The organism is Domibacillus sp. PGB-M46 (assembly GCF_022668875.1).
GTDB lineage: Bacteria > Bacillota > Bacilli > Bacillales > Domibacillaceae > Domibacillus.
In genome coordinates, this window is the sequence record NZ_JAKGCR010000003.1 from 1 (window position 1) to 23,073 (window position 23,073).

Below are 23,073 nucleotides of genomic sequence, written 5' to 3' on the forward strand. Positions count from 1 at the left end.
GCTGCCTCCCGTAGGAGTCTGGGCCGTGTCTCAGTCCCAGTGTGGCCGATCACCCTCTCAGGTCGGCTACGCATCGTCGCCTTGGTGGGCCGTTACCCCACCAACTAGCTAATGCGCCGCGGGTCCATCTGTAAGTGACAGCCGAAGCCGCCTTTCAATCAAGAGCCATGCAGCTCTTGATATTATCCGGTATTAGCCCCGGTTTCCCGGAGTTATCCCAGTCTTACAGGCAGGTTACCCACGTGTTACTCACCCGTCCGCCGCTGACTTCCGGGAGCAAGCTCCCTTCTGTCCGCTCGACTTGCATGTATTAGGCACGCCGCCAGCGTTCGTCCTGAGCCAGGATCAAACTCTCCAAAAAAGTTTGACTTGCTCATTTGTTCCCATTAAAACACGGGGTGTTTTTAATGGGAAATAAAAATTTTAAAACGTTGACGTTTTTATTGATTTTGTTCAGTTTTCAATGTTCAATTTGCTTTGTTTTGCCGTCACCATCTGGCGACTTAAATAATATACCATGTATAAAAACAAAGAACAAGCTTTTTTATAAAAAAACAGCCTTTTTTTATGGCTGTTTTTTTAGTCTCTTGTTTCAATGTATAAATCTCTTCTTTGAACCAAATCAATAATGTCTCCATTTGGAAGTTGAATCATCGGTCTTGTTTTATTCCCAGGCGGCACAAAGATGACTTTGCCTTTGCTGCCATCTGATAACATCACCTGCATATCTTGTGAAACCTCGGCTGTCAGCGAAAACAATACTTCTGTAATCGACAGATCAAACTGGCCAAACAAATCTTGCTGGATAATTTCAACTACTTTAAATACAGACTGCCTGCCTTTAAATAATCGGTCTGTTGTTAAAGCATGAAAGGTATCAGACAGTCCCACTATTTGTGAAAGTACATGCACTGATTTTCCTTTCGTACCTGCTGGATAACCAGATCCGTCCATCCGCTCATGATGCTGATAAACAGCAAGTTTTGCTTCCGGTTTGAGAAGTTTTAAGTCTTTCACCATTTTGTAGCTGACCACTGGATGATTTTGAATCTCTTTGTATTCACCCTCTGTCAAGGCCGTTTTTTTTGTTAATAAGGAGGCTGTTATTTTTGACATCCCGCAGTCAGCTAAAAATCCGGCTAATGCTGCCTGAACAATCAATCCTCTATCGTACTGGAGTTTTTGGGCAATCAGTCCACTCAGCAGGCTGACAGCCAATGTATGGTGATAAAGATACTCGTCCTTTTTAGAGTATGATAAGACTTTTTCAAGTTCCCCCGGATGTTCTAACATGTATTCAAGTATGGGCAGGATGATTGTACGTATTCGGGCAATATCTATATTCATCCCTGACTGCCACCGCTGAAATTCTTCTTTTACACTTTTTAATGTCTTAAAATAAAGCTGCTCTATCCGATCTGCAGCCGGCAGTACACAATTGAATGAATCTGAAGAATGCAGCATGGCCTCTGGCTGCTCTTCCTCTGCTAGTACATCAATGGATCTTATGGAAAAAGCGTGCAAAAAACGAATATGCTGATCTGTTAAAATCGTTCCAGCTGCAATGATGGGATTGGCTGTCGCAGCCATGACGGCTTCTTTCACCTGGTATCCGGGCTTGATGTCCTCAACTTTTATGTACATCCCCTGCCTCCTCTTACATCTTTTTACCTAATTATAAGGAAAATCTCAGTCAAATGATAGACAAAAAGCACAGGTATTTTGAAATACCTGTGCCGTGTTTTTATTCTTCTATTTCTTCTTGTTCTTCTTCGAGCAATTCTTCTTCCTTTTCCACTTTTGCTACGGTTGCGACTGTTTCATTTTCACCAAGCCGGATCAGCTTAACCCCCTGCGTGTTTCGGCCAGTAATGGAAATGCTGGCAATATCCATCCGGATCATGACGCCGCCCATGGTCATAAGCATCAGGTCTTCTTCACCTGTAACCGTCTTAACCGCGATGAGTGCACCGTTCTTACCAGTAATATTCAGGGTTTTAAGTCCTTTTCCGCCACGTGTTTGAATACGGTATTCAGATTCAGGCGTTAATTTTCCATATCCATTTTCGGTAACAATTAAAATATAATCATTTTCTTCTACGAGCTCCATCCCAACTGCGTAATCTCCATCAGACAAGGTAATGCCTTTTACCCCTGTGGATGTACGCCCCATAGAACGGACATTGTCTTCTGGGAAACGAATCAGCATGCCATCACGCGTTCCCATTACAATATGTTTTTCGCCGTTTGTCAGCCGCACAGAAATGAGCTCGTCTTCCTCCCGGATATTCAAAGCGATCAAGCCGTTCGTTCGAATATTTGCGTAATCCATTAACGGTGTCCGCTTTACAATTCCCTGCTTCGTTGCAAAGAACAAGAAAGAATCCTCTGTGAACTCTTCGACAAACAGCATCGAATTCACCCACTCATCCTGCTCGACGCCAAGCAGATTCACAAGCGGAATTCCTTTTGCTGTCCGGCTGAATTCCGGAATCTGATAGCCCTTTAATCGATACACTTTCCCTTTGTTTGTAAAGAATAGAATCGTATCGTGGGTCGAGGTTGTCAGAAGCTGCTCAACAAAATCATTTTCATTTGTTCCCATCCCCTGAATACCGCGGCCTCCGCGGCGCTGGCTCCGGTAAGTCGAGATTGGCTGACGTTTAATATATCCTTTATGGGTTAAGGTAATAATAACTTTTTCAACCGGAATTAAATCTTCATCCAGCAAATCACCAGGCGCTCCATCGGTAATTTCTGTCCGTCGTTTGTCGGCATACCGGTCTTTAATTTCAGTCAGCTCTTCACGGATAATTTGAAGAATTTTTTCCTCATCCGCTAAAATGGCTCTTAATTCTTTAATCACTGCAAGAAGGTTTTGATATTCTTCTTCGATTTTTTCACGCTCAAGGCCGGTCAAGCGCTGCAAACGCATATCTAAGATGGCTTGAGCTTGTTTCTCAGATAAACCAAACTGCTCCATCAAGCCTTCGCGGGCAGCCTCTGTTGTCTGCGAGCCTCGAATTAATGCGATAATGCGGTCTATGTGATCTAGAGCAATACGAAGACCCTCTAAAATGTGTGCGCGTGCTTCGGCTTTATTTAAGTCAAATTGCGTACGCCGGCGGATAATCTCCTGCTGATGCGCTAAGTAATGCTTTAAGCACTCTTTTAAGCTGAGTACTTTTGGATGGCCGTCTACAAGCGCCAGCATGTTAATACCGAAGCTTGTCTGCATGGCTGTGTATTTATATAAATTATTTAATACAACGCTCGCATTGGCATCGCGGCGAATTTCCATCACAATTCGCATACCTTCACGATCTGATTCGTCGCGAAGGTCGGTAATGCCGTCGATTTTCTTTTCACGGACAAGCTCCGCAATACGTTCAATGAGCTTTGCTTTGTTTACTTGGTACGGGATTTCTGTCACGATAATCGTTTCTTTACCGTTTGCTTTTTCTTCAATTTCCGTACGGGCACGCAAAATAATCGAACCGCGACCTGTTTCATAGGCACGACGGATGCCGCTGCGGCCCATTAAAATACCTGCTGTTGGAAAATCAGGTCCTTGAATAAATTCCATTAAGTCCAGAACAGACATATCCGGGTTTTTGCTGACAGCAAGCAGCGCATCAATAACTTCTCCAAGGTGGTGAGGCGGAATATTGGTTGCCATGCCGACCGCAATACCGGAAGCGCCATTTACAAGCAGATTCGGAAAACGGGCCGGTAACACAACGGGCTCACGCTCAGAGCCATCGTAGTTGTCTTTGTAATCAATAGTGTCTTTGTTTAAATCACGTGTGATCTCCATGGCAATTTTGGACATGCGGGCTTCTGTATAACGCATCGCCGCAGCCGCATCGCCGTCAACTGAACCGAAGTTTCCGTGTCCATCAACCAGCATATGGCGGTAGTTAAAATCCTGCGCCATCCGTACCATCGTTTCGTATACAGCTGAATCCCCGTGCGGGTGATATTTACCGATAACGTCACCGACGATCCGGGCAGACTTCTTATACGCTTTATCGGCTGTCATGCCGAGATCATTCATCGCATACAAAATACGGCGGTGCACCGGCTTTAAGCCATCGCGCACGTCCGGAAGCGCCCGGGATACGATAACGCTCATCGCATAATCAAGAAACGATGAACGCATTTCCTGGCTTATATTAATCTCTTTTACGTTCGAGTTTGGCGTATCAGCCATGAAAAATCCTCCTTTTAAGAAAAGTACAAGGCGCCCATTTATCGGTGACAAGCATGGGACAAGCCTGTCCTTTCCGCCCATATTCAATGAGCTTTCAGCCGATTGGCGCCTGGAACTTAGGTGTTATTAAAAAGCGGGAGCGCCCGCGGCTTACGGGCGCTTTTTAAACTTATATATCAAGATTTTTAACGTAGCGTGCGTTGTCCTGAATGAAATTACGGCGCGGTTCTACTTTATCGCCCATTAAAATTTCAAATGTTTCATCGGCCTCCATGGCATCTGTCAGGGTTACCTGAAGCAGTGTACGTGTGGATGGATCCATGGTCGTTTCCCATAGCTGCCCCGGATTCATTTCTCCAAGACCTTTATAACGCTGCAAACTCGGTTTTGCATTTGCCGGGATGTCTTTCATGATTTCATCCAGCTCGTGGTCGTTGTATGCGTAGCTGATATTTTTGCCCTGCTGTACTTTGTAAAGCGGCGGCTGCGCAATGTACACATACCCCGCTTCAATAAGCGGACGCATGTAGCGGAAAAAGAATGTTAACAACAGCGTGCGGATATGGGCGCCATCCACGTCCGCATCCGTCATGATAACCAATTTGTGATAACGTGCTTTTTCCAAGTCAAACTCTTCGCTGATCCCTGTTCCGAGTGCTGTAATCATTGCTCGTACTTCATTGTTGGACAAAATTTTATCAAGACGCGCTTTTTCAACGTTCAGGATTTTTCCGCGCAGCGGCAGGATGGCCTGGAAGTGGCGGTCGCGCCCCTGCTTGGCTGAACCGCCGGCAGAGTCTCCTTCTACGATATACAACTCGCTGATTTTCGGATCCCGTGATGAACAGTCAGCCAGTTTACCAGGAAGGCTGGATACCTCGAGTGCACTTTTGCGCCGTGTCAGCTCCCTCGCTTTTTTCGCAGCCATTCTTGCCCGGGCTGCCATCATGCCTTTTTCAACAATTTTCCGAGCTGTATTCGGATTTTCAAGCATAAATGTTTCAAAACGGCCGGCAAAAACGTTGTCTGTCACCGTTCTCGCTTCTGAGTTACCAAGCTTTGTTTTCGTTTGGCCTTCAAACTGCGGATCCGGATGTTTCACAGAAACAATGGCCGTTAAACCTTCACGGACATCTTCCCCTGTTAAATTGGCATCAACGTCTTTTGCGAGGCCATTTTTCCGGGCATAGTCGTTGATCACACGTGTTAAAGCGGTTTTAAAACCAGATTCATGCGTTCCGCCTTCATGCGTGCTGATATTGTTGGCGAATGAATAAATGTTGCTTGTATAACCGTCGTTGTATTGAAGGGCTACTTCAACTTGAATTCCTTCACGCTCGCCCTCCATAAAGATCGCTTCTTCATGAAGCACTTCTTTGGAACGGTTTAAATGCTCAACGTATGATTTAATACCGCCTTCGTAATGATACTCATTTTTCTTGCCTTCTCCACGTTTGTCTTCGAGCGTAATTTTAATACCGCGGTTTAAGAAAGCAAGTTCACGAAGCCGTTGAGCAAGCGTATCGTATTCATACACGAGCGTTTCTGTAAAAATCTCACTGTCCGGACGGAAGTGAATGTGTGTACCGGTGACATCTGTTTCGCCTACTACCTTCAAATCTCCCTGCGGCACGCCGCGTTTAAATGCTTGGTAATGAATCTTTCCGTCACGGTGTACATATACTTCTAGAAGTGTAGAGAGTGCATTTACAACAGAAGCACCAACACCATGAAGTCCGCCGGATACTTTATAGCCGCCGCCGCCAAATTTACCTCCGGCATGCAGGACGGTTAAAATCACCTCTACCGCCGGGCGTCCCATTTTTTCATGAATCCCGACCGGAATGCCGCGTCCATTGTCTTTTACAGTAATGCTGTTGTCTTCTTCTATGATGACGTTGATTTCATCGCAATACCCGGCCAGTGCTTCGTCGATACTGTTATCAACGATTTCCCAGACGAGATGATGAAGTCCTTTTACACTCGTTGAACCAATATACATACCAGGACGTTTTCGGACAGCTTCAAGTCCTTCGAGCACCTGTATTTGATTTTCATCATAGGAAGGTGTCGTATTTTGCGGGTCCATAGTCAAATCCAGTCACCTTCTCTTTCGGTAAAATAATCTTACTTTATTTTGGTTACTGCCCCAGCGGTAACGCTGTAGGCAGAGGCGGCATTTAACGTGTCATGCTCAATGCCGTCCGTGTTTGTTGTTGTAACAAACGTTTGCACTTTTCCGTGAATCGTATTCAGCAGATGTGACTGGCGGTAATCGTCAAGCTCAGATAGCACATCATCCAGCAGCAAAATCGGGTATTCACCAATTTCCGATTGAATCAGCTCGATTTCAGCAAGCTTTACAGCAAGCGCTGTGGTCCGCTGCTGCCCTTGCGATCCAAACGTTTGAATATTTTTTCCGTTCACATAAAAAAGGAGATCGTCGCGATGCGGACCGGTTAATGTCACACCCCGGTCTACTTCTCTCGTCCGGCTTCTCTGGAAAAGATCCAGCAAAGCCGACCTTATCTGCTCGTCACTCTGCTCCTCTTTTATCCCAGCGGCCGGCTCATACATAATAGCCAGCTCTTCAACCCCTCTTGAAATACCGGCATGAAGCGGACCAGCCCATTTTTGAAGCAGATGAATAAACTCAAAGCGCTTTTTTGTTACTTTTACCGCCAGCTCAACAAGCTGTTCAGTTAAAACTTCAAGCATCGTCAAGTCAGATGCTTTTTTTGTCTGCAGCTGTTTTAAGTAATGATTCCGCTGCTGCAGCACTTTATGATAAAGGCTTAGGTCATGCAGATACACAGGCGATACTTGACCGATTTCCATGTCAATAAACCGCCTTCTTACTTGCGGACTGCCTTTTACTAATGTTAAATCTTCCGGGGCAAACATCACGACATTCATGTTGCCGATGTACTGGCTGAGGCGCGTCTGCTCCAAATGGTTAACCTTGGCTTTTTTGCCTTTTTTGGAGATCAGAAGCTCAATCGGGAGCGATTGGTGCTTTTTCTGCACTCGTCCCTTTATTTTAGCATACTCCTCTTCCCAGCGAATTAAATCTTTATCATTTGAAGTCCGGTGCGATTTAGCCATAGCCAGCACGTAAATGGATTCGATGATATTGGTTTTCCCTTGGGCATTTTCGCCAATGATGACATTTACAGTATTATCAAACTCAACGAGGAGTGATTCATAATTTCGGTAATTCTCTAAAGCCAGTTGTTCAATGTGCATGCAAAAACACCTTTCGACGGCCCTTAATCGCTTTCTTCCTCTGTTTCCTCTGTTCCAAATCCTACTTCATACACGCCGTCTCCAGGAATTTCCACTTCATCCCCTTCGTACAGCTTTCTTCCTCTTCGGTCATCAAGCTCTCCATTGACGTATACCTCGTGTTCACTTAGATACCATTTTGCCTGGCCGCCAGTTTGAATAATGCCAGCCAGTTTCAGAAATTGGCCAAGGGTGATAAATTCCTCGTTTTCAGCTTTTTTTGTCATCATAATGTGGTTTCCTCCGTAAACATCTTAGTACTTTATTTTAACATAAATACAAAAAAAGCGGCGCAAATATGCCCCGCTTTTCCGGAGTTTGAATTAATACGTTCGCACCGGCAGGATCAACTGAAGTGTTGAATCATCGTGAAGCGGACGAATGACAAATGGACGCATTGCGCCTGTAAATTGAATTTCAATTTCGTTCCCCTCAATTGCTTTGAGTGCATCCATCATATATTTTGCGCTGAATGAGATTTTCAATTCCTCTCCCTCAGACGACAAGCTGTTTACCTGCTCGGTTACTTTTCCGATCTCTGGTGAGTTCGATGAAATCTCGACCATTCCGCCGTCCTCGCTGCTCATTTTCACAACGTTGTTCCGCCCTTCCCGCGCTAAGAGAGAAGCACGGTCTACCGCTTGCAGATATTCTTTTGTATTTAAATCAATTTTTGTTTTGTATTCATCAGGAATCAAGCGGGTTGTGTCAGGATAGTTGCCGTCAAGCAGCCGCGAGAAAAACAAAACATGCTTTGAACGGAACAACACTTGGTTTTCTGTCATAACGATTTCGACCGGCTCGTTTGAGTCATCTAAAATTTTACTTAATTCCGTCAAGCTTTTTCCAGGAATCACGACGTTGTATTCTCCTGATGGAAGCCCTTCTGCCGTTGTTTTACGAAGAGCCAGACGATGGCTGTCTGTAGCAGTGCAAATAAGCGTGCCATTTTCAATTTTCCAGTTTACACCCGTTAAAATCGGCCGCGTTTCTGAAGTAGATACAGCAAATACCGTTTGCCGGATCAATGTTTTAACAAGATCAGCCGGTAGCTTAAAAACATTCTCGTCATCAATTTGCGGCAAATGCGGATATTCATCTGCGTCCTGACCGTTCAAGCTGAATTCCGCATGTCCTGAACGAATGATCGTTTGAAAAGAAGCGGACGTTTCAAGTTCGATCGTCGAAGCCGGCAGCTTGCGTACAATTTCATTGAAAAAACGGGCATTTAAAACGACGCCCCCCGTTTGCTCGATCGAGGCAATGGATACATCCCCTTCTTCACTTGGAATAAACGATTCAATCGAAATATCGGAGTCGCTTCCCGTTAAGGTGATCCCCTCATCTGACGCATGAATTTTAATACCGGTCAAAATGGGAATAGTTGTTCTCGAGCTTACTGCCTTTAAAACATCTTGTACGCCGGCAGCAAGCCGGTCTTTTTGTATCGAAAATTTCATGGGGATCCCTCCGAAATTATTTTGATATAGCAATCCGCTTAACTGCGAATTTAGTATTTTTATATTAAAAAAATAATAGACGTAGTAGTAGGCGCTGTTGATTTGTGGATAAGTGTGCAAAAACGAAGAAATAACAGCCTATCCACATGTGGACAGACTGTTGATGAGCGCCCTTTTTTATTCACAATTTATTAAGCTTTTAAAATGGTGATAATTTCATTTATTTTTTGAGCGGCAGCAGGATCTGTTTCCATGAGCTTTGAAATTTTCTCATGGGCATGAATAACGGTCGTGTGATCACGTCCTCCAAACTCCTCGCCAATTTTAGGCAGTGAAAAATCCGTTAATTCGCGTGACAAATACATGGCTACCTGTCTTGGAAAAGCAACTGATTTTGTCCGCTTTCTGGCTGTAAAATCCTCCAGGCGGATGCCGTACTGCTCCCCGACTACCCGCTGAATATCCGGAATGGTCACGGATTTTGGACGAGCCCCCGGAATAATATCTTTTAAAGCATCTGCTGCTACTGTCGCGTTCACTTCTTTGTTGATTAAAGAAGAGTAAGCAACAACCCGGATCAATGCGCCTTCAAGCTCGCGAATATTCGTATCAATTTGATTGGCGATATACAGCATCACTTCATTTGGCACATCAAGGTTTTCAGCGCGGGCTTTTTTGCGCAAAATGGCAATCCGCGTTTCAAGGTCCGGCGGTGTAATGTCTGTAATAAGCCCCCACTCGAACCGGGAACGAAGTCGATCTTCAAGAGTCGGGATTTCTTTTGGCGGCCGGTCGCTGGAAATGATAATCTGCTTGCTTTCTTCATGCAGCGTATTAAATGTGTGGAAAAATTCTTCCTGCGTTTGTTCTTTTCCGGCTAAGAACTGAATATCATCAATAAGCAGGACGTCAACATTGCGGTATTTATTACGGAACTCCACCGCTTTATTGTCTCGAATGGAATTAATGAATTCGTTCGTAAACTTCTCTGAGGACAGATACACCACTTTAGCGTCGGGATTATGCTCAAGCACGTAATGCCCGATTGCATGCATTAAGTGTGTTTTGCCCAATCCTACTCCCCCGTAAATAAACAGTGGGTTATACGCTTTGGCCGGTGCTTCTGCCACTGCAAGAGAAGCTGCATGGGCAAACCGGTTGCCGGATCCGATGACAAACGTGTCGAATGTATATTTTGGATTCAGCATACTTTGGATGGTTGATTCCCCGCTTGGCTTTGGCGGTGGAGCCGGCTGTTCAGCCCGATGCGAAGGCGGTACATATGATTCCATGTCGTGAACATCTGGCGAAATAAAGTAAACATCAAGCTTTTCGCCTGTTAATTCATCAATAATCTCGGACGTTAAATGCGTATAATGCCCCTCAAGCCAATCACGATTAAAAAAGTTAGGTGCCGCTATTACAATAGCGTCTCCGTGAAGCGAATGCGCTTTGGTTGACTTCACCCACGTTTCGTAACTCGGCTTGCTAATCCGCGCCTGGATACGCTCCAGCACTTTATTCCATAAATCATCGATGTTCTCCATTGGCCCCTCCTTACTGACTGTCAGTGCAGTTTGTTTAATGTTTGTACAACCCATTTAGTTAATAATTCATAATTATGCATGACAATGTTTGTGAATAAATATATAATAAGATAAAACTAGTTTTTCGACAAAATATACAGGTTGTGGATAAAAATAAAAACACCCTGTTTATTGTTTTTCCACATATTATCCACAACTGTGGATATATAATATGTCGAATTTAGTTATCCAGAGTGAAAACAAAATAATAATAGCAGAAAAAATGAGACTCTGCAATCACTTCAATGAATTATCCACAGGCTTTTTCTCCTTGTGAAAATGTTTGTCCACAGGGTGAGGACTTGTGAAAGAACCATCGAAGAAGTTGTGGATAATCGAAAATGCCGTCGATTGCTGTCCACAGATGGAAAATGGGGCAAGATATGAAACTTTTTGTATAACCTGCATTCCTTATCAAAAAGACAGTAAATTAATTTGGATCTTTGAGGCTTTTAAAAGGTGGTTGACAGGATCGCCGCTGATCCTTATAATTAACAAAGACTGTTTTGAAAATACGAATTCGAAAACCTCAGGGAGGTGTTTTAATATGAAAAGAACGTACCAGCCTAACAAACGTAAAAGAAGCAAAGTTCATGGTTTCCGTGCACGCATGAGTTCTAAAAACGGCCGCCGTGTTTTAGCAAGCCGCCGTGCTAAAGGCAGAAAAGTACTATCTGCATAAGACCACTGACCATTTCAGTGGTCTTTTTTTAGGATTGCTAGAAATGGTCCGCAAAGGCGGCGTGGCAGAAAGTTGTCAAGTCCGCCTTTGTTCTATATGAATGAAAAGCCGGCAGGTGGCATAAATGAAAAAATCATTCCGCATCAAAAAAAACAATGATTTTCAAACGGTCTTCAGCAAAGGGAAGTCGTTCGCAAATCGCCAGTTTGTTGTATATATGTATAAAAAAGAGCAGAATGTTCCGTTCCGGATCGGCTTGTCTGTCAGCAAAAAGCTGGGCAATGCTGTGATGCGCAACCGCATTAAGCGCTGCATCAGACAAAGCTTTACGGAATTAAAAGACGAAATTCAGCCTGGCTGGGATTTTATTATCATTGCCCGTAAGCCGGCAGTGGACATGTCCTGCGCAGAAATAAAAACAAGCTTAATACATGTACTAAAACTGGCGCGAGCGCTTCAGCGAAAATAATCCAAATGAATAAGCAGGAATTCAGCCAATGACAGGGGGAGCAACCGCTTGAAGAAAAGAACGCTTTCATTCCTGATCGTGGCTCTTTTTTCCGTCCTGCTGGCAGGATGTACGGAAGTAAACCAAGAAATTACAGCAGAAAGTGAAGGATTCTGGAACGAATACGTCATTTATCCGCTCTCACAATTTATTACCGCTACATCTGACCTCGTAGGCGGCTATGGTCTTGGTATTATCGTTGTTACGATCATTATTCGGATCATTATTTTGCCGCTTATGATTAAGCAGACAAAAAGTGCTAAAGCGATGCAGGAGATTCAGCCTGAAATTAAGAAAATTCAAGAAAAATACAAATCAAAAGACGCGCAGACACAGCAAAAGCTGCAGCAGGAAACGATGGCGCTGTTCCAGAAGCATGGGGTAAACCCACTGGCTGGATGTTTCCCAATTTTAGTGCAAATGCCGATTATCATTGGGCTTTATCAAGCCATTATGCGGACGGGCGAAATTAAAAACCACACTTTTTTATGGTTCGATCTAGGCTCGCCGGATATTATTTTATCTGTGTTGGCTGGTGTTTTTACTTTTTTCCAGCAAAAACTAATGATGGCAGGACCTGCAAGTGATAATCCGCAGATGAAAATGATGCTGTACTTAATGCCGATCATGATCATCGTGTTTGGGATTACGCTGCCGTCGGCACTTGCTTTGTATTGGGTAGTCGGCAGTATTTTTATGATTATTCAAACGTTAATTATTGGCAGAAACAAGCCGGTTCAGGATGCTGGCCTTTAATAATGAGTAGAAGAAAAGACATTGCTAACATCGCAATGTCTTTTTTTTGTGTAGAAAAAGGGTTATCTTTCCATACATAACGTGCGTTTAAAGAAAAAAGTTATCAACATGTGGATGAACATATACCTTTTTTTCAGTGAACAGCTGTGATATTCTATTTATTTAGGGAATCAAATAAAAGCGAATAGGCAATCACATATATCAGCATAAATATGAAAGAGGTGAACAACGTGGAATTTGATACAATAGCAGCTATTTCAACACCACCGGGAGAAGGGGCTATTGCAATCGTTCGATTAAGCGGCGATCAGGCGATCTCCATTGCGGATAAAGTGTTTCGTGCACCTGGACAAAAGCAGTTGTCCACAGTGCCGAGTCATACAATTCACTATGGCCATTTGGTGGATCCATCCACAGGACGTGTCGCGGAGGAAGTGATGGTTTCTTTAATGAAAGGGCCAAAAACATTCACACGTGAAGATGTCGTGGAAATCAACTGTCACGGAGGCATTACAGCCGTTAACCGTGTACTTCAGCTTGTTTTACATGAAGGAGCACGTCTTGCTGAACCCGGTGAATTCACAAAGCGTGCTTTCTTAAATGGCCGTATTGATTTATCACAGGCAGAAGCTGTAATGGACTTGATTCGTGCCAAAACAGACAAGGCGATGAACGTGGCACTAAACCAAGTGGAAGGGCGGCTGTCCCGATTGATTGGGCGGCTTCGCCAGGAGATTCTTGAAACGCTGGCTCATGTGGAAGTCAACATTGATTATCCGGAATATGACGATGTGGAGGAAATGACACACCGTGTCCTTCTTGAAAAATCACAGTTTGTTCAATCTGAAATTGAACGCCTGCTCCGGACAGCTGAACAAGGTAAAATTTTACGTGAAGGGTTGTCGACAGTTATTATCGGGCGTCCGAATGTCGGTAAATCTTCACTTTTAAATGCGCTCGTACAAGAAAACAAAGCGATTGTCACGGATATTCCCGGCACAACGCGTGATGTAATTGAGGAATACGTGAACGTGCGCGGTGTGCCGCTCCGTCTAGTTGATACGGCAGGTATCCGCGAAACAGAAGATATTGTGGAACGAATTGGTGTGGAGCGCTCAAGAAAAGTATTAAAAGAAGCAGACCTTATTTTGCTTGTATTAAACTATTCTGACGAGCTGACGCCGGAAGACGAAAAGCTGTTTCAAGCAGCAAGCGGCATGGATGTTATTGTCATTGTCAACAAAACGGATCTTGAGCCGAAAATAAATATGGACCGTGTAAAAGAACTGGCTGGCAGCAGCCGTCTTGTGACGACGTCGCTTCTTGAGGAAAAAGGAATTGATGAATTGGAAGAAGCGATTGCCGGTTTGTTTTTCTCAGGTGCAGTGGGTGCGCAGGATATGACGTATGTGTCTAATTCCCGGCACATTGCCCTATTAAACCAGGCAAGCCGCTCTATAACAGACGCTATTCATGGAGTAGAAGCAGGCGTGCCAATTGATATTGTTCAGATTGATTTAACAAGAACGTGGGAGCTGCTCGGGGAAATTATCGGCGAAAGCGTCCATGAAAGCTTGATTGATCAGCTGTTTTCACAATTTTGCCTCGGGAAATAATGAACGGAAAGGAAGAAAAACAGCATGAATTACTATGAAGCAGGCGAATATGAAGTCATTGTTATTGGGGCGGGCCATGCCGGAGTAGAAGCAGGGCTTGCTTCTGCACGGACAGGCGCCAAAACGTTAATGATTACTATTAACCTTGATATGATCGCCTACATGCCATGCAACCCGTCTGTCGGCGGACCGGCAAAAGGAATTGTTGTCCGGGAAATCGATGCGCTTGGCGGTGAGATGGCCAAAAATATTGATAAAACACACATTCAAATGAGAATGCTGAATACAGGAAAAGGACCGGCTGTGCGGGCGCTGCGCGCGCAGGCGGATAAAGTGCTGTACCAGCAGGAAATGAAAAAAACGATTGAAAACGAGCCGAATTTAACGCTCGTTCAAGGAATGGCAGAGCGGTTAATCGTGGAAGAGGGAGAATGCCGCGGTATCATCACGCAAACAGGTGCCGTTTACCGTTCAAAAGCTGTGATTATTACGAGCGGAACGTTTATGCGCGGTGAAATCATTCTCGGTGATTTAAAATATTCCAGCGGCCCGAACAATCAGCAGCCTTCTGTAAAGCTATCCGAGCATTTAGACGAGCTTGGCTTTGAACTTGTCCGCTTTAAAACAGGGACACCGCCGCGTGTCAACAGCCGGACAATCGACTATTCCAAAACGGAAATTCAGCCGGGTGATGATGTTCCCCGTGCATTCAGCTATGAAACAAAAGAATTTATCATGGATCAGCTGCCATGCTGGCTGACGTATACAAATGAAGAAACACATAATATTATCGGTGAAAACCTGCACCGTTCTCCGATGTACTCTGGCGTCATTAAAGGACGTGGACCGCGCTATTGTCCATCAATCGAAGATAAAGTAGTCCGTTTTAATGATAAACCGCGCCACCAGATTTTCCTTGAGCCGGAAGGACGGAATACAGAAGAAGTATACGTACAGGGCTTTTCTACAAGCCTGCCGGAAGATGTACAATACCGGATGCTTCGGACAATCCCGGGCCTTGAAAAAGCACAGCTGATGCGTGCGGGCTATGCGATTGAATATGATGCAGTTGTGCCGACCCAGCTATGGCCGACACTTGAAACAAAACGAGTGAAAAACTTGTACACAGCTGGGCAGATTAACGGTACATCCGGTTATGAAGAAGCAGCTGGACAAGGTTTAATGGCCGGTATTAATGCTGCGTGCCGTGTGCTTGGCAAAGAAGAAGTAGTGCTGAGCCGTTCCGACGCTTATATCGGTGTTATGATTGACGACCTTGTCACAAAAGGAACGAGCGAACCGTATCGCCTGCTCACTTCCCGTGCGGAATACCGCCTTCTTCTTCGTCATGACAATGCGGATCTTCGCTTAACAGAAATCGGCTATAAAATCGGCACGATTTCTGAAGAACGCTATGCAGCTTTCCTGGCGAAAAAAGAAGCGATTTCGGCTGAAATCGACCGGTTGAAAGCAACGATTATTAAACCGGACGAAAAAACACAGGCACTTATTCGTGAAGCGGGTGGAAGCGAGCTGAAAGACGGCATTCGAGGAGCAGACCTCCTGCGCCGTCCGGAAATGACGTATGAGGCAATCAAGCAGCTTATCCCGGCAGATGCTCCGCTTGATGAAGAAGTGGAAGAGCAAGTGGAAATTCAAATTAAATATGAAGGATACATTGAAAAGTCCCTTCAACAGGTCGACCGGATGAAGAAGATGGAAAACAAAAAAATTCCGGCTGACATTGATTACGATGCAGTGAGCGGTATCGCCAATGAGGCACGGACAAACTTAAAAGAGGTCCGTCCGCTTTCCATCGCACAGGCTTCACGTATTTCAGGCGTAAACCCGGCCGATATTTCCATTTTGCTTGTTTACATTGAGCAGGGCCGTGTTGCACGGACCGTCAGCGAATAAGAAAGGAACGAAAACATGAAAATCGACCAATTTCAATCCGAACTTGCCAAAAACGGCATTAAGCTGTCTGAAGAACAGCTTGGCCAGTTTCAGCGCTACTATGAACTGCTTGTAGAGTGGAACGAAAAAATGAATCTCACTGCGATTACCGAGCAGGAAGAAGTGTATATGAAGCACTTTTACGATTCACTTACAGCTGGCATCTATACCGATTTAACAAAACCAGCCCGAATTTGTGATGTCGGCGCCGGCGCCGGCTTTCCAAGCATCCCATTGAAAATTGCTTTTCCGAATTTGGATGTTACCATTATTGATTCATTAAACAAACGTATTACGTTTTTGAATCATCTGGCATCCGAGCTGAAACTTGAACATGTTCAATTTGTTCACGGACGTGCAGAAGAAATGGGACGGAACCCGGAGCATCGCGAGCAGTATGACATTGTGACGGCACGTGCCGTTGCCCGCATGTCTGTCCTGTCTGAGCTGTGTTTGCCGTTTGTGAAAAAGGGCGGTACATTTGTTGCCATGAAAGCAGCAAGTGCGGCGGATGAAATGGAAACAGCTGCAAAAGCAATCGGAACACTTGGCGGTCAAACTGAGGAGGTTTTCTCTTTCCGCCTGCCGATTGAAAACAGTGAGCGGACGATTATCGTGATTCGGAAGAAAAAAGAAACGCCGAAAAAGTACCCGCGAAAGCCAGGCACACCGAATAAAACACCAATTGAATAGTTCTTAAGCAGGAACAGGGCGCCTCATGGCGAATACTATCAGAATGGAGAATGAAAAGGTGGTGTAAACATGAAGCGTCCTTTTTCCCGTCTGTTTGGCGGAAAAAGTGAAACAGCCATGATGTTTCCCGTAGATGAAGTCAAAGAAATACCGGTAGACTCTCTGGAACCGAACCAATTTCAGCCACGTTTTATCTTTCAAGAAGAAAAAATAGCAGAACTTGCGTCAACTATTGCCGTTCATGGCATTATTCAGCCAATTGTTGTCCGGGAGATCGAGGAAGAAAAATATGAAATTATAGCAGGGGAGCGCCGTTTTCGGGCAGCCAAAAGCCTTGGGCATGAAACGGTACCCGTTATTGTCCGTCAGTTTACGGACGAGCAGACCGCTTCAGCAGCGCTGATTGAAAATATACAGCGGGAAGAGCTGTCTCCAATTGAAGAAGCAAGCGCTTATCAAAGCCTTCTTCATATAAATAATACAACCCAGCAGTCTCTTGCCCAAATGGTCGGAAAAAGCCAGTCGTTTGTTGCGAATAAGCTGAGGCTGTTAAAGCTGCCAGACGAAGTGCAGCAGGCGGTTGCTGAAAAAAAAATTACCGAACGCCATGCCCGGGCGCTGCTGCCGCTGAAAAAGCCTGAATGGCAGTGTGAGCTTCTGCGTATTGTGCTCGATAAAGGATTGAATGTAAAACAAACAGAAGACCGCGTGGTCAAAATGCTTGAAAAAGAACCGCCGCGCCCGCGCACAAAAGCTGTCAGCCGTGATATCCGCATTGCGTTAAATACGATTCGCCAGTCTCTTGTACTTGTAGAGAAAAGTGGCATCCACGTGGAACAAGATGAGGAAGACCATGAGGATTTCTATCGGATTACGATTCAAATTCCGAAAAAACCAAAGCAATCATAAACAATGCCGTTTTGATAAAAAACGGTTCAGGCTGCCCATAAACGTCTGCGTTCGGCGTCACTTGCCGTCTGCGAATGCTCATGACCTAAAAAAGGTCACTCCGCTTCTCAGCCGGCGGCGTTCTTGGAAAAAGCAGGCGTTTTCAATCAGCCTGCTTTCTTACTTTGCCTACACTTTCAGCCGTTTTGATAAAAAGCGGCTTTTTTTTTACGGCGTAAAAGCCAAAACGCGCCAATTTTGATAAAATAAAAAACAGATAACACCGACAGACGAAAGCAGGTGGCTTCTTTTGGGAAAAGTAATTGCGGTCGCCAATCAAAAAGGCGGCGTTGGAAAAACAACAACATCAGTAAATTTGGGGGCATCACTCGCCTCTCTTGACAAGAAGGTGCTTCTTCTTGATATTGATCCGCAGGGAAACGCAACAAGCGGTGCCGGCATTGAAAAAAAAAGCGTAGATCAGTGTATTTATGACGTCATTGTAGATGATGTGGAACTGGCTGATGTCATTAAGCCCACAACGGCGGAAGGCATGTTTGTCGCACCGGCAACCATTGCCCTCGCGGGTGCTGAAATTGAACTTGTATCTGCTATTTCCCGCGAGCTTCGAATGAAAAGGGCACTCGAGCCGCTCCGTGAAAGCTTTGATTATATTATTATCGACTGTCCGCCATCGCTTGGTTTGTTAACGATCAATGCGCTGACGGCAGCGGACTCTGTTTTAATTCCAGTTCAATGTGAATATTATGCGCTTGAAGGATTAAATCAGCTGTTAAATACAATACGGCTCGTTCAAAAGCATTTAAATAAAGACCTTTACATAGAAGGTGTTCTATTAACCATGTTTGATGCCCGGACCAATTTGAGTATTCAAGTGGCAGAAGAAGTGAAAAAGTATTTTCATGACAAGGTGTACCAATCTGTCATACCGCGTAATGTCCGATTAAGTGAAGCACCGAGCCACGGCAAACCGGTTTTACTGTATGATGCCCGTTCACGCGGTGCAGAAGTGTATCTTGATTTTGCGAAAGAGGTGGCAGCACATGGCTAAAGGGCTCGGCAGAGGTTTGGATGCACTTTTTAAAGATTTGGGTGCTGATGATAAAAACAGCACTGTGCAGGATATTTCCGTTAAAGAGATTCGCCCGAATCCGCATCAGCCGCGGAAAAAGTTTAAAGAAGAAGCAATTGAAGAATTAAAGCAGTCTATACAGTCACATGGCATCCTGCAGCCGATCGTGCTTCGAAAAAGCATAAAAGGATACGAGATTGTAGCCGGAGAACGGCGTTACCGGGCTGCTAAAGCGGCTGGCATGAAAGCTGTGCCGGCGATCATTAAAGAATTAACAGAAGCCCAAATGATGGAGCTTGCTCTGCTGGAAAACCTTCAGCGCGAGGATTTAACCGTAATGGAAGAAGCGGCAGCTTATCAGCTGATTATGGACAAGCTTAACGTTACACAGGCAGAGCTTGCCACGCGGATCGGCAAAAGCCGTCCGCATATTGCCAACTACGTCCGGCTGCTTGATTTGCCGGGTGAGATTCAAGATATGATTTCAGATGAAAAACTATCAATGGGACATGCCCGGGCGCTGCTCGGTGTGAAGCCGAAAGAAAAGCAGCTAAGGGCAGCTGAAAAAACAGTTTTAGAAAACTGGACCGTCCGCCAGCTTGAAAGTTGGATCCGGGAAGAAAAAGAAAAAGTTTCACGTGAAACAAAGCCGGTTAAAAAAGATATTTTTATTTTAGATCAAGAAGAAGTCCTTCGGGAGCGGTTCGGTACATCCGTGCAAATACGCCAATCTAAAAACGGCAAAAAAGGCAAAATTGAAATTGAATATATGTCTACCGAAGACTTAAACCGCATCTTGGAAATGCTTGATAACAGAGGTTAAACGATGTTTATAACAGGTTCGCTCGTGAATGGAATTGCCATTGGCGCCGGTGCATTGCTCGGCGCCTCTCTGGCGCGGATTCCAGAAGGAATAAAAGGAACAGTCATGCACGCAATTGGACTGGCGGTAGTAGTGCTTGGCTTACAAATGGGATTGAAGGGCGAAAATTTTTTACTCGTGATTCTGAGTCTTACGGCTGGCGCTGTAGTGGGCGAGCTGCTTAAAATTGATGAACGGCTGAATGATCTTGGTAATTGGCTTGAGCAGAAAGTAGGGTCAAAAGGCAGCGGCAGCATTTCACAGGGGTTTGTAACGGCGACCCTTATTTTTGTCATCGGGGCAATGGGTGTTATTGGCGCGCTTGACAGCGGCATCCGTGGAAATCATGAAGTGCTGTTTACAAAATCACTGATTGATGGGATTACGGCTCTTATTTTAACGACTACACTCGGTATCGGTGTTTTATTTTCCGCTGTCCCTGTTCTCCTGTATGAAGGGCTTATCGCCCTGTTTGCGACGCAAATTGACCGTTTTGTTTCACCAGAATGGATGGATGCCTTTATTCTAGAAATGACGGCAGCCGGGGGGGTTATGATTTTTGCCATCGGCCTGAACTTGCTTCAAATTACCAATATACGCATTGCAAATCTGCTGCCGGCAATTGCCTTTGTCGCCTTGTTTGTAACGATTTGGCCGTAAGCTTCTCTTCGGAGGAGCTTTTTTCATTTTTCAAAAAACTCATTGACACCTACTCCTTCCCATGTAATAATCCTAGTTATTGCATAAGAATTATAAGGTTATTGAAATGGAAGGGGGCAGCACAGGATAATCTGTGCGGATTCAATGAAGTTAAAACAAACATTAGGCCTTTCGGCTGTAGCACTTTCACTTTTTCTAGCAGGCTGCGGCGGCGAAAATGCTTCATCAGGCGGAAGCCATACACCTGTTGAAAACGTACCCGAGCAGGTAAACGGAGAAGATCCGGTTAAAATTAAAGTAATCCGCAAAATTGGCGGCGACGACCATACGGCCCAGTTTTTAGCGGGCGCACAAAAAGAAGGCGAATCGCTTGGGTTTCAAGTAGACACATTTACCGCTAACGGTGATTCTGCTAAATTCCATGATGCAATTAATCAAGGGCTCACACAGGATTACGACGGCTTTATTATTTCACACGGCGATGATGCAGCAACAGTAAGCGAAGTGAAAAAGCTTGTGGAAGCAGGAAAAAGCGTCGTTACATTTGATTCCAATGAGGGACTAAAAAATGTGAAAGGCGTGACCCTGACATCCCAGGATGACGAAGCACTGGCAACACTGGCTCTTGACCAATTGATTAAAGATACAAAGGGTAAGGCAAACATTGCTTATTTATGGGTAGACGGGTTCCCGCCAATGGTACGCCGCAATGCCGTATACGAGCAAAAGCTAAGTGAAAACCCAGGTATCAAAGAAGTGGACCGTTTCGGTGTAGCCGCTGCTGATACGACGGTTCAAACACAAAATGCTGTGCAGGCCATGCTGAAAAAATATCCAGAAGGCAAACTTGATGCTATTTTTGCAACATGGGATGCTTTCGCTATCGGTGCCGCACGCGCCGTGCAAGAAGCAGGACGAGATGATGTGAAGATTTACGGTATTGACGTTTCCAATGCAGATTTGCAGGAAATTCAAGATCCAAAAAGCCCTTGGCAGTACACAGCTGCCGTAGACCCGGCACTAATTGGTTCAATCGATATGCGTATTCTGGCGAAAAAGATCGCTGGTGAAGAAACGCCACAGGAATATGCGCTTGAGCCATCGCTTATTTCAAAAGAGCAGCTTCGATCCGCTGATGGTGCAGTGAACATGGAAAGCCTGTCCGATGTTGTGGAAGGCTGGGGACAGTCGGATGAATTCTCAGAAGACTGGATGAAAACGTTAAAAGAACATTATGCAAAATAAGAACAGAACCCGAGGAAATCTCTTTAAAAGAGATTTCCTCCTTTTCTGTCGTCGAAAGGAGGATACAAGATGACTACAACACTTGATATGAAAAATATTTCGATTTCCTTTCCCGGTGTAAAAGCGCTGAACAAAGTGGATTTTCAGGCACAGACAGGGCAGGTTCATGCATTAATCGGAGCAAACGGAGCCGGGAAGTCAACGCTTATGAAAATTTTATCCGGTGCCTATGGCCATTATGAAGGAGAACTGTCGATCAACGGAGAGCTTATTCATGTCCGTCAGCCGGCTGATGCAAAAAAGTATGGTATTCAAATGGTTTATCAGGAAGTAGATACAGCACTTATTCCTCATTTAACCGTTGGTGAAAATATTATGATGGATCAGCTTGTAAACGGCAAAGGGGAAAGCGGATGGATCCACTGGAAGAAGCTTCGGGAAAGGTCAGCTGCGCTGCTGGAAAGAATGAACCTTTCTCTTTCTCCAACAAAGCAGGTAAGTGAGCTGACACTGGCAGAAAAGCAGATGGTGCTGATTGCCCGGGCCATTTCAAATGACTGCCGCTTTTTAATTTTAGATGAGCCGACCGCTCCGCTCAGCCAAGCAGAAACCGATGAGCTATTCCGGATTGTTCGGCAGCTGAAGCAAGAGGATGTAAGCATTATTTTTATTTCACACCGCCTTCCAGAATTGTTTGAGATCTGCGACGACATTACGATTATGCGCAACGGGGAGCTTGTTTCAAAAAAACGCATAGCAGACACGACGCAAAATGAAGTAGTCGAAAACATGCTGGGCCGTAAAATGGACGACCAGTTTCCAGTCCGCAAATCTAAAAAAGGAATGGTACTGCTTCAAGCATCCAGCCTTTCAGCAGCCGGTGTAAACGGTGTGGATATAACCGTTCATGCCGGGGAAGTGGTCGGTTTAACAGGGCTTGTCGGTGCCGGCAAGTCAGAAATATGCAAAGCGCTGTTTGGGGAGTCCAAAGTGGAAGCGGGAAACATTCAAGTAAAAGGAAAGCCGGTATCGCTTCGTTCGCCTTACGATGCAGTTCGTAGCGGCCTTGTACTTGTGCCGGAGGAACGGCGCCGTGAAGGTGTATTTGTGTCAGAATCCGTACGCTCAAACATTACCGTCACCACGCTGAAGTCGATGCTGAGGGCGGGTGCCTGGATTGATTTTAAAAAAGAAAAAGAAACGGCTGTTTCTGTTATCGAGCGGCTGGATGTGCGGACACCGTCTCCTGAAACGAAGGTCCGCCACCTGTCAGGCGGAAACCAGCAAAAAATTGCGATTGGAAAATGGCTGCTTGCCGAAGCGGATGTGTATATCTTTGACGAGCCGACAAAAGGCATTGATGTCGGGGCGAAGCGGGAAATTTTTGACTTAATCGCCGAGCTTGCCGCGCGCGGAAAAGGCATTTTATACGCATCAAGTGAACTGCCTGAGATATTCGGTATGACAGACCGGCTCTATGTGATTTACGATGGACAGGCCGTGATGGAAAAGGAAACCGCGCTTACAGCAGAAGAAGAAGTTATGTATTATTCAACAGGAGGAAAATAAA

19 protein-coding genes and 1 rRNA gene are annotated in these 23,073 nt (G+C 45.0%); 12 read left to right on the forward strand and 8 right to left on the reverse strand.

Going from position 1 to position 23,073, the window contains the following annotated elements:
- From L2D08_RS04125 to dnaA, 8 genes are all read right to left on the reverse strand, one after another.
- Positions 1-361 (reverse strand): 16S ribosomal RNA (locus tag L2D08_RS04125); the annotation flags it as partial.
- Positions 362-579: 218 nt separating this feature from the next.
- Complete coding sequence (locus L2D08_RS04130) at positions 580-1,644, reverse strand: HD-GYP domain-containing protein (RefSeq protein WP_242232471.1); 1,065 nt, start codon at positions 1,642-1,644, stop codon at positions 580-582.
- A gap of 100 nt (positions 1,645-1,744) precedes the next feature.
- Entirely contained in the window at positions 1,745-4,213 is a 2,469-nt protein-coding gene (gene gyrA, locus L2D08_RS04135) for a DNA gyrase subunit A (protein ID WP_242232472.1), read from the reverse strand.
- A 169-nt stretch (positions 4,214-4,382) separates the two neighbouring features.
- Positions 4,383-6,302, reverse strand: coding sequence for a DNA topoisomerase (ATP-hydrolyzing) subunit B (gene gyrB / locus L2D08_RS04140; protein ID WP_242232810.1), 1,920 nt, complete (start codon positions 6,300-6,302; stop codon positions 4,383-4,385).
- 38 nt (positions 6,303-6,340) lie between these two features.
- A complete protein-coding gene (recF, locus tag L2D08_RS04145; RefSeq protein WP_242232473.1) occupies positions 6,341-7,459 on the reverse strand; it encodes a DNA replication/repair protein RecF in 1,119 nt (372 codons plus the stop codon).
- A gap of 23 nt (positions 7,460-7,482) precedes the next feature.
- Entirely contained in the window at positions 7,483-7,728 is a 246-nt protein-coding gene (gene yaaA / locus L2D08_RS04150; protein WP_375337563.1) for a S4 domain-containing protein YaaA, read from the reverse strand.
- A gap of 93 nt (positions 7,729-7,821) precedes the next feature.
- Positions 7,822-8,958, reverse strand: a complete 1,137-nt coding sequence (gene dnaN, locus L2D08_RS04155; RefSeq protein WP_242232474.1) for a DNA polymerase III subunit beta — start codon at positions 8,956-8,958, stop codon at positions 7,822-7,824.
- A 191-nt stretch (positions 8,959-9,149) separates the two neighbouring features.
- Positions 9,150-10,505, reverse strand: a complete 1,356-nt coding sequence (gene dnaA / locus L2D08_RS04160) for a chromosomal replication initiator protein DnaA (protein WP_242232475.1) — start codon at positions 10,503-10,505, stop codon at positions 9,150-9,152.
- A 586-nt stretch (positions 10,506-11,091) separates the two neighbouring features.
- Here dnaA and rpmH point away from each other — a divergent pair.
- The 12 genes from rpmH to L2D08_RS04220 all read left to right on the forward strand — a co-directional run bounded on the left by rpmH (position 11,092) and on the right by L2D08_RS04220 (position 23,072).
- On the forward strand, positions 11,092-11,226 hold the full coding sequence (gene rpmH, locus L2D08_RS04165) for a 50S ribosomal protein L34 (protein ID WP_046180646.1): 135 nt from the start codon (positions 11,092-11,094) through the stop codon (positions 11,224-11,226).
- A gap of 124 nt (positions 11,227-11,350) precedes the next feature.
- Positions 11,351-11,695: a ribonuclease P protein component gene (gene rnpA, locus L2D08_RS04170; protein WP_242232476.1), complete on the forward strand. Its 345-nt coding sequence runs from the start codon at positions 11,351-11,353 to the stop codon at positions 11,693-11,695.
- A gap of 48 nt (positions 11,696-11,743) precedes the next feature.
- Complete coding sequence (gene spoIIIJ / locus L2D08_RS04175) at positions 11,744-12,490, forward strand: YidC family membrane integrase SpoIIIJ (RefSeq protein WP_242232477.1); 747 nt, start codon at positions 11,744-11,746, stop codon at positions 12,488-12,490.
- A gap of 230 nt (positions 12,491-12,720) precedes the next feature.
- Positions 12,721-14,106, forward strand: coding sequence for a tRNA uridine-5-carboxymethylaminomethyl(34) synthesis GTPase MnmE (gene mnmE, locus L2D08_RS04180; protein ID WP_242232478.1), 1,386 nt, complete (start codon positions 12,721-12,723; stop codon positions 14,104-14,106).
- 24 nt (positions 14,107-14,130) lie between these two features.
- The gene (mnmG, locus tag L2D08_RS04185) at positions 14,131-16,023 is read left to right on the forward strand and encodes a tRNA uridine-5-carboxymethylaminomethyl(34) synthesis enzyme MnmG (RefSeq protein WP_242232479.1); all 1,893 of its coding nucleotides are present in this window, start codon (positions 14,131-14,133) and stop codon (positions 16,021-16,023) included.
- A gap of 15 nt (positions 16,024-16,038) precedes the next feature.
- On the forward strand, positions 16,039-16,755 hold the full coding sequence (gene rsmG, locus L2D08_RS04190) for a 16S rRNA (guanine(527)-N(7))-methyltransferase RsmG (protein ID WP_242232480.1): 717 nt from the start codon (positions 16,039-16,041) through the stop codon (positions 16,753-16,755).
- A 69-nt stretch (positions 16,756-16,824) separates the two neighbouring features.
- Positions 16,825-17,664: a nucleoid occlusion protein gene (noc, locus tag L2D08_RS04195; RefSeq protein WP_375164540.1), complete on the forward strand. Its 840-nt coding sequence runs from the start codon at positions 16,825-16,827 to the stop codon at positions 17,662-17,664.
- A gap of 289 nt (positions 17,665-17,953) precedes the next feature.
- A complete protein-coding gene (locus L2D08_RS04200) occupies positions 17,954-18,715 on the forward strand; it encodes a ParA family protein (RefSeq protein WP_242232481.1) in 762 nt (253 codons plus the stop codon).
- Positions 18,708-19,559, forward strand: a complete 852-nt coding sequence (locus L2D08_RS04205; RefSeq protein ID WP_242232482.1) for a ParB/RepB/Spo0J family partition protein — start codon at positions 18,708-18,710, stop codon at positions 19,557-19,559. The genes L2D08_RS04200 and L2D08_RS04205 overlap by 8 nt, the downstream gene beginning before the upstream one ends.
- Before the next feature lie 3 nt (positions 19,560-19,562).
- Positions 19,563-20,258, forward strand: a complete 696-nt coding sequence (locus L2D08_RS04210) for a DUF554 domain-containing protein (RefSeq protein WP_242232483.1) — start codon at positions 19,563-19,565, stop codon at positions 20,256-20,258.
- A gap of 144 nt (positions 20,259-20,402) precedes the next feature.
- Complete coding sequence (locus tag L2D08_RS04215; protein ID WP_242232484.1) at positions 20,403-21,503, forward strand: sugar ABC transporter substrate-binding protein; 1,101 nt, start codon at positions 20,403-20,405, stop codon at positions 21,501-21,503.
- Between the two features lie 69 nt (positions 21,504-21,572).
- Positions 21,573-23,072: a sugar ABC transporter ATP-binding protein gene (locus L2D08_RS04220; protein ID WP_242232485.1), complete on the forward strand. Its 1,500-nt coding sequence runs from the start codon at positions 21,573-21,575 to the stop codon at positions 23,070-23,072.
- Position 23,073: the final 1 nt, after the last annotated feature.

Bases quoted from the DNA above. Each gene is read 5' to 3' on its own strand.
- noc (WP_375164540.1), top strand. From the start codon at position 16,825: ATGAAGCGTCCTTTTTCCCGTCTGTTTGGCGGAAAAAGTGAAACAGCC.
- dnaN (WP_242232474.1), bottom strand. From the start codon at position 8,958: ATGAAATTTTCGATACAAAAAGACCGGCTTGCTGCCGGCGTACAAGAT.
- L2D08_RS04215 (WP_242232484.1), top strand. From the start codon at position 20,403: ATGAAGTTAAAACAAACATTAGGCCTTTCGGCTGTAGCACTTTCACTT.
- L2D08_RS04205 (WP_242232482.1), top strand. From the start codon at position 18,708: ATGGCTAAAGGGCTCGGCAGAGGTTTGGATGCACTTTTTAAAGATTTG.
- rnpA (WP_242232476.1), top strand. From the start codon at position 11,351: ATGAAAAAATCATTCCGCATCAAAAAAAACAATGATTTTCAAACGGTC.
- mnmG (WP_242232479.1), top strand. From the start codon at position 14,131: ATGAATTACTATGAAGCAGGCGAATATGAAGTCATTGTTATTGGGGCG.
- yaaA (WP_375337563.1), bottom strand. From the start codon at position 7,728: ATGATGACAAAAAAAGCTGAAAACGAGGAATTTATCACCCTTGGCCAA.
- gyrB (WP_242232810.1), bottom strand. From the start codon at position 6,302: ATGGACCCGCAAAATACGACACCTTCCTATGATGAAAATCAAATACAG.
- recF (WP_242232473.1), bottom strand. From the start codon at position 7,459: ATGCACATTGAACAACTGGCTTTAGAGAATTACCGAAATTATGAATCA.
- gyrA (WP_242232472.1), bottom strand. From the start codon at position 4,213: ATGGCTGATACGCCAAACTCGAACGTAAAAGAGATTAATATAAGCCAG.
- L2D08_RS04130 (WP_242232471.1), bottom strand. From the start codon at position 1,644: ATGTACATAAAAGTTGAGGACATCAAGCCCGGATACCAGGTGAAAGAA.
- dnaA (WP_242232475.1), bottom strand. From the start codon at position 10,505: ATGGAGAACATCGATGATTTATGGAATAAAGTGCTGGAGCGTATCCAG.
- L2D08_RS04220 (WP_242232485.1), top strand. From the start codon at position 21,573: ATGACTACAACACTTGATATGAAAAATATTTCGATTTCCTTTCCCGGT.
- L2D08_RS04210 (WP_242232483.1), top strand. From the start codon at position 19,563: ATGTTTATAACAGGTTCGCTCGTGAATGGAATTGCCATTGGCGCCGGT.
- rsmG (WP_242232480.1), top strand. From the start codon at position 16,039: ATGAAAATCGACCAATTTCAATCCGAACTTGCCAAAAACGGCATTAAG.
- rpmH (WP_046180646.1), top strand. From the start codon at position 11,092: ATGAAAAGAACGTACCAGCCTAACAAACGTAAAAGAAGCAAAGTTCAT.